1 pseudogene is annotated in these 357 nt (G+C 58.8%); it reads left to right on the forward strand.

The features are described 5' to 3' along the window. Positions 1–357 (forward strand): annotated as a pseudogene (locus EET67_RS26370) (ISL3 family transposase); the annotation flags it as partial.

Genomic DNA, 357 nt, shown 5'->3' on the forward strand with positions numbered 1-357 from the left:
GCATCTGATGGAGAACGCGAGCCGCGCCTTTCTCGACGCTGTCGGCAAATCCATGCGTCAGATCCGAAAAGCGGTCGGCAGCTCCGTGATCGATCCCAAACTTCTGACCTATGCCGAACACCTTCAATATGAAGGTTTCCTGCGGCGGCAGGAAACGAACGAAGCCATAATGGAATTGTCGAAGCAGGGCGTTCCGATCAAGCAGATCGTCAAACGTACCGGGCATAGCCGCAAGCTCGTCCGCAGCGTCCTGCGCGGTCAGCGCTCCGATGTCTTCCGTGTCCGCCAAAGCTCGATCGAGGAATGGCTCCCTTGGCTCGACAGCCGTTGGACGCAGGGCGCGCATAATGCATCGGC

The sequence above is a fragment of the Borborobacter arsenicus genome (assembly GCF_003934165.1).
Classification (GTDB): domain Bacteria; phylum Pseudomonadota; class Alphaproteobacteria; order Rhizobiales; family Rhizobiaceae; genus Pseudaminobacter; species Pseudaminobacter arsenicus.